This window comes from Bartonella sp. AA86SXKL, from assembly GCF_042196885.1.
Genome location: NZ_JBHIRE010000448.1, coordinates 1 through 279, shown reverse-complemented (window position 1 = coordinate 279; position 279 = coordinate 1). Strand labels below are relative to the sequence as shown.

Annotated in this window: 1 protein-coding gene; it reads right to left on the bottom strand. The window is 43.4% G+C overall.

The window, feature by feature from the left end; translation table 11 throughout:
- On the bottom strand, nucleotides 1-279 hold a 279-nt coding region (locus ACFIO5_RS12565; protein ID WP_375705584.1), incomplete at both ends, for a DnaB-like helicase C-terminal domain-containing protein.

Below are 279 nucleotides of genomic sequence, written 5' to 3'. Positions count from 1 at the left end.
GAGACGCCGTGCGCGCGCTGCTAATTGAGCGATGGATATCCCACCAGTTTGGTCAATGTAAAGAGGTGCTTTTTGTAGTTGATTCATGGCACGGATGATTTTGGAAAATTGCTCGTCTAAAATAGATCCACGTCGAATGTCAGAAGAGGAAACCTCTGTTTGTTCCGAAATAATACGGGTTGCAAGCTGTTCTGATGACATTTCAAGCGAGAAGAATCCAACAATACCTCCCTCATTTTCTTGTGTGTTGGCATCATGGTTGCAAGCATTAGCAATATT